Origin of the sequence: Asaia sp. SF2.1, assembly GCF_000505765.1 — a bacterium.
Taxonomy (GTDB): domain Bacteria; phylum Pseudomonadota; class Alphaproteobacteria; order Acetobacterales; family Acetobacteraceae; genus Asaia; species Asaia bogorensis.
The window spans coordinates 30347-37995 of record NZ_AYXS01000049.1; the positions used below are offsets into that span (position 1 = coordinate 30347).

6 protein-coding genes are annotated in these 7649 nt (G+C 59.4%); 4 read left to right on the forward strand and 2 right to left on the reverse strand.

Annotation, left to right across the window (positions count from 1 at the left end; genetic code table 11):
• The 4 genes from P792_RS33690 to P792_RS33705 all read left to right on the forward strand — a co-directional run.
• On the forward strand, nt 1–516 hold a 516-nt coding region (locus tag P792_RS33690), incomplete at its 5' end, for a peroxidase family protein (RefSeq protein ID WP_031241508.1).
• A 111-nt stretch (nt 517–627) separates the two neighbouring features.
• The gene (locus P792_RS33695) at nt 628–1128 is read left to right on the forward strand and encodes a pseudoazurin (RefSeq protein WP_235075527.1); all 501 of its coding nucleotides are present in this window, start codon (nt 628–630) and stop codon (nt 1126–1128) included.
• A 43-nt stretch (nt 1129–1171) separates the two neighbouring features.
• Entirely contained in the window at nt 1172–1729 is a 558-nt protein-coding gene (locus P792_RS33700) for a cytochrome b (protein WP_023979745.1), read from the forward strand.
• A gap of 173 nt (nt 1730–1902) precedes the next feature.
• A complete protein-coding gene (locus P792_RS33705) occupies nt 1903–4227 on the forward strand; it encodes a TonB-dependent receptor (RefSeq protein ID WP_023979746.1) in 2325 nt (774 codons plus the stop codon).
• Between the two features lie 50 nt (nt 4228–4277).
• Here the strand turns inward: P792_RS33705 and P792_RS33710 are convergent, their stop codons facing one another.
• Together P792_RS33710 and pgm are read right to left on the reverse strand one after the other, a co-directional pair.
• The gene (locus tag P792_RS33710) at nt 4278–5675 is read right to left on the reverse strand and encodes a S9 family peptidase (RefSeq protein WP_023979747.1); all 1398 of its coding nucleotides are present in this window, start codon (nt 5673–5675) and stop codon (nt 4278–4280) included.
• Nucleotides 5676–5939: 264 nt separating this feature from the next.
• The gene (gene pgm / locus P792_RS33715; RefSeq protein ID WP_023979748.1) at nt 5940–7586 is read right to left on the reverse strand and encodes a phosphoglucomutase (alpha-D-glucose-1,6-bisphosphate-dependent); all 1647 of its coding nucleotides are present in this window, start codon (nt 7584–7586) and stop codon (nt 5940–5942) included.
• Between the last annotated feature and the right edge of the window lie 63 nt (nt 7587–7649).

Here is a 7649-nt window from a genome sequence, read left to right on the forward strand (position 1 = left end):
GATGCCGGTCCCGAGCAGACGGACAAGCAGAGCTTTGCCCTGCTGGAACTCAGCGCCGATGCCTTCCGCAACTATTATCGCGCCGAGCCGGATGAGAAATCACCCACACAGATGCTTGTCGATCGTGCCAGCAACCTATCGCTGAGCGTACCGGAAATGACTGTACTTCTGGGCGGCCTGCGTGTTCTGGACATCAATACCGGCCATTCCGCACAGGGTGTTCTGACCACGCGTCCCGGGACACTGAGCAACGACTTCTTTGTCAATCTGCTCGATATGTCCACGCGCTGGGAGAGGTCGACGCAGCCGGGCGTGTATGATGGGCTGGACCGTGAGACGAACAAGCCGCGCTGGACGGCCTCTTCGGTCGATCTGATCTTTGGTGCGAATGCTGAATTGCGCGCCGTTGTCGAGGTCTATGCCTCTGACGATGCCAAGGCGAAATTCGTGAAGGATTTCGCCAGTGCGTGGACCAAGGTCATGACGCTCGATCGCTTCGACCTGCACCGTCAGTAATGTCCGCACACGGCCCCGTCTGGCATCCAGCCGGGGCCATGAGACAGGGGCCGTTCGCCGGATCCCTGCCAGATTGCCTCCTGCGCCTCTCACTTCGGGGAGACCATTCAAATGACCCGTCTTTTTTCACGCCTGATTACCCCGCCGCAGGTTCTTCAGGCCTTTTTTCCCTCGTTCTACATGGTTCTGACCGGTGCGACCCTGATCTGTGCCGCGTCGCTCAGCGTGGCTCATGCGGCGACGGTGGATGTCAGGATGCTGAGCCATGCGCCCGATGGCGGCCGTGGTTTTGATCCTGCCATCGTCCACATCCATGCGGGCGATACGGTACATTTCATCGCTGCCGACCCCGGCCATAATGTGCAGTCGATTCCCGGTATGCTGCCTGAGGGTACGGCTCCATTCACCGGTCCCATGGGTCATGATCTGAACGTGACGTTCAGCAAGCCGGGCCTGTATGGTTATAAATGCCTGCCCCATTACTGGATGGGTATGGTGGGCATGGTCGTGGTCGACAAACCGGACAATGAAGCGGCGGCCAAGGCTGTGTCGCAGCCCGGTGCAGCGGCAATACGGTTCAGAAAGCTTTTCGACACGCTCGATCGAGGCTGACCCGATGGCGGTCAGGCAGGGTGGCAGGACGTATCATGCGTCAATGCGCGAAAGGCCACCGCACTATACCTTCGTGGCCATTCTTTTGCATTGGTGCCTCGCCCTGCTCGTGATCGGGCAGATCCTGCTCGGGTTTGCGATGGACCGTGCGGGGCTGCCTAACACAATGGCGTTTTCGGTTTTCCAGATTCATCGCGCTCTGGGTGTGGTCATTCTGCTGCTGGTCGCGCTGCGCGTGATCTGGCGCCTCGGGCACAAGCCGCCGCCCCATCCCCTCGGGACCAGCATCTGGCAGGCGCGGCTTGCCGATGCGGTGCATGGGGCGCTTTATGGTTTGCAGCTTCTTGCCCCTGTTTCAGGCTGGGCCCTGGCTTCCTGCGCTACGCTGGAACTGCCGCTTTCGATTTTCGGGTGGTTCGACTGGCCGCTCCTGCCTCTTGCTCACACGGATAGAAACGAGGCGGTTTTGCGTGACGTGCATCACGCTATCGTCTGGGGTTTTGCGGCGATGATCCTGCTGCATGGTCTGGCGGCGCTGTATCATTTGATCCGGCGCGACGGTGTGGTGCGGCGTATTCTGTGCTTCAGGTCAGATCTGTAGTCTGTTTATGCGACAATAACGCAACAGTTCCCTATTATTTATTTGTAAAATAAAATGTTATTGTGAGCTATGAAGATTATAACGTCAAAACAATGAAATTTTTATAAACGGATATTGCTGGCGCGTCTTATTTCATATCCCGGACCATCTTCCCGCAACCCTCGGATGGTCCGATGAAAAAATCGCTTCTGTTTGCCGTATCACTGATGTGTCTCGACAGCGTCCGTGCGCAGGCTGAGCCCAAACCTGTCCAACCTTCGCCCCGCCCCGTCATGGCAGTAAAACCTGTGGTGGCAGCAAAAGAAGAGCAGGTGAAAGTATCGGGGCGTCATCGTGAGGGCGGGGGTGGCATGATGGTGAAGCACCTTACCCCCAGAACAATCAGCACGCTCACGGCTGATTTCATCGAAAAACAATCGCCCATGTCCACGCCAACGGGTCTGATTGCCAATCTGCCGGGGGTGGTCGGATCGAGTCAGGGGCCACTGACGGCCTCCTTCGAATCCTTCCACATACGTGGTCTGGACCGGACGGAAATCGGGGTGACCTATGAGGGCATTCCGGCTGCCAATCCGTTTACCTACAGTGTTTACACCCCGTCGATGGTCGATACCGAAAACATGGGGTCGATTTCGGTCATGCAGGGTTCGGCAGACGTCAACGCCCCCGTCTACAACGCGGTCGGGGCGCAACTCTCCATGTCGTTGCGCAAGCCGGCTACCCATCAGAACCTGTTCGCACAGGCATCTGGCGGGACACATAGCCTGAACAAGGAATTCGTGCGTTACGACACCGGTGAGATCGGCCATAGCGGGGTTTATGGTTTTGCCTCCGGGTCCTATTCGAGCGGCAATCTCTGGCGCGGGCCCGGATCGGTCAGCCGCTGGCATATGGATGCCGCCCTGACCAAAAGCTGGAATACGCACAGCGATTCCGAAGCAATATTCGGCTATACCAAGTCCGATCAGACCTCGTGGCTTTATCCCACACTCGGCCAGTGGCGGACTTATGGTGTGGGGTACAATACCACGAAGGATCCGAGCTCGCCGGGCTTTTATGAAATCAACAAGCGCAATACCGGCACGGTTTTCGGCGCGCTCAAGAACCATTTCGGCTTCGATCATGGGCTGTCGCTCGATGCCACAGCCTATGGGGTCGAATTCAACGGCCCCTATTTCTGGGGCGCCAATGTACCGGTTTCGGGCGGCTATATCGGCACACAACGCTACGATCATCTCGATGGCTACGCGCCCTCATCGGCAACGCTCCGTACGGCTGTCCATCAGCCCTGGTTTACCTTGTCATCGGGGCTGAATCTGGTGGGAAGCTGGAAGCGTTCCTTCAATACGCTGAGCGTTTCCTACTGGTATTCCTACGCCAATGAATCCTCGAATCAGCGCTATTATCCGATCAATGCACAGGGGCAGTGGACACGCTCAACCGGCTATCTGACGGCGTTTGGCGGTATGCCGATCAACGAGGACCCCGAGAACGCCCTGCAACAGGCCAATACACTGGCGATCAATGACAAGATGAGCCTCCTGAACGATCGTCTTGTGCTTGAGGCGGGGCTCAAGACGGCCATGTTTAACCGGCAGTACACGATGGATCTGCCCGGTGCCACGCCCTACAAATCCGTGCGCAATGCGTTCATACCGGCCCCGCAATTTCTGGCGAGCTACCGGTTCGATCAGGCCAGTCATGTCTATATCAACGGCACGACAGGTTATCGTATGCCGAGCAGCCTGAACTCACAGGTTTCGATGTACAGCCATCTGAATGGGCAGCCCACTTCCACCCCGCTCGATCCCTATGAGCCGGAATACATGATCGGCGAGGAAATCGGTTATCGTTACAGCGGCGCGATGATGGCGAATATCGCCTATTTTCACTACAACATGACCCATCATCAGATCACGAGTGCAACCTATCAGCCTGGATCCACCAATATCGTGGCGCAGGTGATTGATGCGGGCGGGCAGGAAGCCAATGGCGTGCAGCTCGAACTTGCGACCCATCCCTGGCACCATCTGAGCGCCTATGCATCGGGCCAGTACATGATGACGCGTATTGGCAATAATATCGCCTATCAGGGGGATTATCTGCCCACCAAGGGCAAGCAGGAACCCGGCGCGCCGAAATTTCTTGCCACGATGGGACTGAGTTATGACGACGGAACCAATTTCGGGACCTTCAACCTGCGCTATTCGGACGCGCAATATGCCACGTTGATGAACGATCAGAGCATCCCGTCCTATATGACGGCCGATATCTCGCTTGGTCGCAACCTGCCGAAATTCGGGCATGTGCTGCCCAAGCTCATGCTCAATCTCATCAATATCTCCGACCAGCATTATCTGTCCGGTGTCTATGGCTACACTGCCGCTGCCACAGCCCATCGCGGCGTTTATGGGAGTGGTCTGACAGGCTCCCAGCCGACCTATGACATCGGCTCCGGTTTCGCCGCGGTGGTAAGCCTGTCAGGCAATTACAATTGATCCGGGCGGGTATTTCGGGTTGCGGCGGTACGGCTGCGACCCGTTGCCTGTCATGGATGGGTTTGCGTCCTGATCCAGTCAGTCACCGCTTTCAGAGCGCTCGGGTCGATGTCGTTTTCGATCAGGGCGTATTCACTCACATCCCCCGTTTCGGCTTTCTGAAGCAGGTGATTGAGACCGGGGAACTCGACGATACGGGCGTGCGGGTTGCGTGACAGGGCTTTTTGCAAGGCGGGCCGATTGAGGTCGGGGGGGACCTGCCTGTCCTTGCTGCCCAGGGTGGCCAGAACAGGACAGCTCACCTGCGACAGAGCCACGGCCGGATCGTAGCGGTCGTAAAAGCGTATGGCAGGCAGGGTGAGATCATGCAGACTGTCCGGCAGGCCGGATTGCGTCCCGTTCAGGCGATTCCATGCGCTGTTCGCAGCTTGCTCGGCGGCTTTCTGGGATTGCTGTGGTGTCATGGCATCGAGCACCGTTTCAACCAGGACGTCGCTCCGATGTGAAACAGCGTCTGGCACATGCCGGGCCGCAGCAGCCCAGTGCCTCTGGGCGAGCATGATCTGTCGCCCCGGTACGGCCGGGGCTTCCAGCATGACGATAAAGCTGATTTGTCTATCATGGGCAGCAATCATCGCCGCGATGACGCCGCCCTCACTATGGCCCATGAGGCCGGTTCTTTGCGGATCGATATCGTGGCGATGGCGCATGAAGCGAAGTGCAGCCGCGATATCCGAGGCGAAATCTTCTGTGGTGGCGGTCGTGACTGGGCCGGTCGAACCCCCTCTCTGTCGGTCATCCAGACGCAGGACAGCGATGCCCTGACGGGTGAGCGTGTCGGCCCAGAGCAGGAAGGGCTTATGCCCTGCGATCGTCTCGTCGCGGTCCTGCAAACCAGAGCCGGTAATAAGGATGACCGCCGGAAAGGGGCCCTTGCCCTGAGGCAAGGTCAGCGTGCCGGTGAGATGGGACGGACCGGACGGATTATCGAAAGCGACATCTTCGCTGCGATAGGGGAAAGGGGGGTGCAGTGTCTGCGGTCGCGAAGGTGCCGCACTTTCGGTCGCCGTTGCCATGCCGGTCGCTCGGGTCATGCGCAGGGGAAAGGAGGAGGATCCCTGTGACCATGTCCCCGCAAGAATATTGTCCGGTCCGCTCAGGGTGCCAACATAGCGGGCGGAAAGTCCGGGCAGGTCCAGGGTGAGTGTCTGTCCTTCCAGCGTGGCACGTTGAACAGGCAGACCAAAAGCAGACTGCGCGGGGCTATCGAGTGTGGCTGACCACTCGCCTTGTGGTGCGCCAGCCCGCAGCGAGAGGTGTAGCACAAGTGGAAGGGACTGCCCCTGGGGCAGGGCGAGGGTGCCCTGCCAGTCGCCGGCAGGCGAGGGCGGCGCCGCAAGGGCTGTGCCCATGCCGCAGAGCGTCAGAAGAAGTCTTGCCAGCGCCATGACCTAATACACTCCATGCCCGAACCCGGCCGATGGCGAAGCCCGCCGTTACAGGTCACATCATGGAGCGATCATGGTCTTATGCAACGCGTTTTCCGACAGGGCGGGGGTGCGTCACGGGGTTATGAATACAAAACCATCGTGACACCGGGGCAGGAATCGAGGGTAGGGGCGAAGGCGTGGAGAGCCAGCCCATTACGCCTGATATCGGACGGGCTGAGCCCTCTCCGGTCAGAGGGTCGGGACCGGAGAGGGGGAGAGGCTTCAGGCGTCGAACAGGGCCGAGATGGCGCTTTGGGCGTCTTTCTGGATCTGCTTCAGGTGATCCTCGCTTACGAAGCTCTCGGCATAGATCTTGTAGACATCCTCGGTGCCGGACGGGCGGGCAGCGAACCAGCCATTTTCCGTCGTGACCTTCAGCCCGCCAATCGGCGCATCATTGCCGGGTGCACGGGTCAGCTTGGCCAGAACCGCGTCACCGGCCAGATGGGTCATGGGCAGCTGTTCCGGCGTCAGCTTGGAGAGGATGGCTTTTTGGGCGGCGTTCGCTGCGGCATCGATGCGCTGATAGAAGGGAGCACCGAGCTCCGCCGTCAGAGCCTTGTAATGCTCGGACGGGGTCTTGCCGGTCAGCGCCGTGATTTCGGCTGCCAGCAGCCCGAGGATGAGCCCATCCTTGTCGGTGGACCAGACGCTGCCATCGCGACGAAGGAACGACGCACCGGCGCTCTCCTCGCCACCGAAGCCGAGCGTGCCGTTATAGAGCCCGTCCACAAACCATTTGAAGCCGACCGGAACCTCGACCACCTTGCGGCCGATCTTGGTGGCCACGCGGTCGATCAGGGCTGAGCTGACCAGCGTTTTGCCGATGCCGGCATCCTGGCTCCAACCGGGTCGGTTGTTGAACAGGTACCAGATGGCGACGGCCAGATAATGGTTCGGGTTCATCAGCCCGTCGGGACGCGAGACGATGCCATGACGATCGGCATCGGTATCGGTCGCAAAAGCCACATCGAACTGCGAACCCATGCCGATCAGACGGGCCATGGCGTAGGGCGAGGAGCAATCCATGCGGATCTGCCCATCCCAGTCAGCCGTCATGAAACCGAAGGTCGGGTCGAGTTCCGTGCTGACGATCGTGGCCTTGAGGTCATACCGCTTGATGATGGCCGGCCAGTAATCCAGCGCCGCCCCACCCAGCGGATCGATGCCGATACGGATGGTGGAATTGCGGATGGCCTCCATGTCGATCACGGCACCCAGATCATCCACATAAGGCGTGATGAAATCATGGCCGCGCACACAATCGGCCTTGCGGGCCTCCTCATAGGGCAGGCGGTGCACGTCCTTGAGCCCTGCGGTCAGGAAGGCGTTGGCCTGATCCTGGATCACCTTGGTGATGTCGGTATCGGCCGGGCCACCATGAGGGGGATTGTATTTGAAGCCGCCATCGATGGGCGGATTATGCGAAGGCGTGATGACCACACCATCGGCCAGCCCTTCGCTGCGTCCCTTGTTGTAGGTCAGGATGGCATGCGAGACGACAGGCGTGGGGGTAAAACGGCTGTTGCAGTCGATGCGGACTTCCACACCGTGCGCGGCAAAAACCTCGATGGCAGAGCGCTGTGCCGGGTCGGACAGCGCATGGGAGTCGATGCCGATGAAAAGCGGCCCCGTGATACCCTTATCCTTGCGGTAGCGGCAGATGGCTTCCGCAATGGCAAGGATATGGTTTTCGTTGAAGCTGGTATGGAGCGACGACCCACGATGACCCGACGTGCCGAAGGATACGCGCTGCGCAGCAATGGCCGGGTCAGGCTTGCGGTTGTAGTAAGCCCCGATGAGCGCCGGAATATCGGCGAGGGCGGAGGGGTCCAGCGTCTTGCCGGCGAGAGGGCTGACAGCAGTCATGGGTATCCGGGTCCTTGATCTTGCAGACGGTTTTGACCTTTTCAGGTGACACCGCCCAATGGC

What these genes read in the sequence shown, in the direction of transcription:
- pgm (WP_023979748.1), bottom strand. Translation starts at nt 7,586, where the DNA reads ATGACTGCTGTCAGCCCTCTCGCCGGCAAGACGCTGGACCCCTCCGCC.
- P792_RS33710 (WP_023979747.1), bottom strand. Translation starts at nt 5,675, where the DNA reads ATGGCGCTGGCAAGACTTCTTCTGACGCTCTGCGGCATGGGCACAGCC.
- P792_RS33705 (WP_023979746.1), top strand. Translation starts at nt 1,903, where the DNA reads ATGAAAAAATCGCTTCTGTTTGCCGTATCACTGATGTGTCTCGACAGC.
- P792_RS33695 (WP_235075527.1), top strand. Translation starts at nt 628, where the DNA reads ATGACCCGTCTTTTTTCACGCCTGATTACCCCGCCGCAGGTTCTTCAG.
- P792_RS33700 (WP_023979745.1), top strand. Translation starts at nt 1,172, where the DNA reads ATGCGCGAAAGGCCACCGCACTATACCTTCGTGGCCATTCTTTTGCAT.